A 475-nucleotide genomic window follows, 5' to 3' on the forward strand; every position below is an offset into this window, starting at 1 on the left:
ATGCTAGGCATACTAGCCGACATATCTGTTTTAAATTCCCCGTGAAAAGCACTTATAGCACTTTTTAAGTCACCTAGATTTCCAGTAACCTTTTTTAATTCATCTAAAATAGCGTCATCCTTCATAGCACCTCTGATCTTGCTCAAGGCATCATTTATGCCTTTTAATTGATTGATGGTTTCTGTGCATCCACACAGTCCGCCGCCTCCTGAACCATTGTCGCCCCCTCCGTCGTTTCCTCCGTCGCTTCCTCCATCGTTTCCGCCACTCGGAGTTTTAAAGTTAACAATACGAGACGCGCTATTATCTGATGTAGCTCTAATTGCATAAATCTCGCTACCGCTACTACTTAAACTAAATCCTTTTGTACCTGATGGAAATTCAATACTGCCACCATTGGAAACGCTACGCGTTCCAATTTGTGATCCTGTCGATCCATAAAAGTGTACAGTGCCACTTCCACCAACTGATAACG

General features: G+C 42.9%; 1 pseudogene. It reads right to left on the bottom strand.

The features are described from left to right. Window positions 1–475: pseudogene (locus CHH91_RS20665) on the bottom strand (hypothetical protein); the annotation flags it as partial.

It is taken from the genome of Virgibacillus sp. 7505 (genome assembly GCF_002272135.1).
GTDB lineage: Bacteria > Bacillota > Bacilli > Bacillales > Amphibacillaceae > Terribacillus.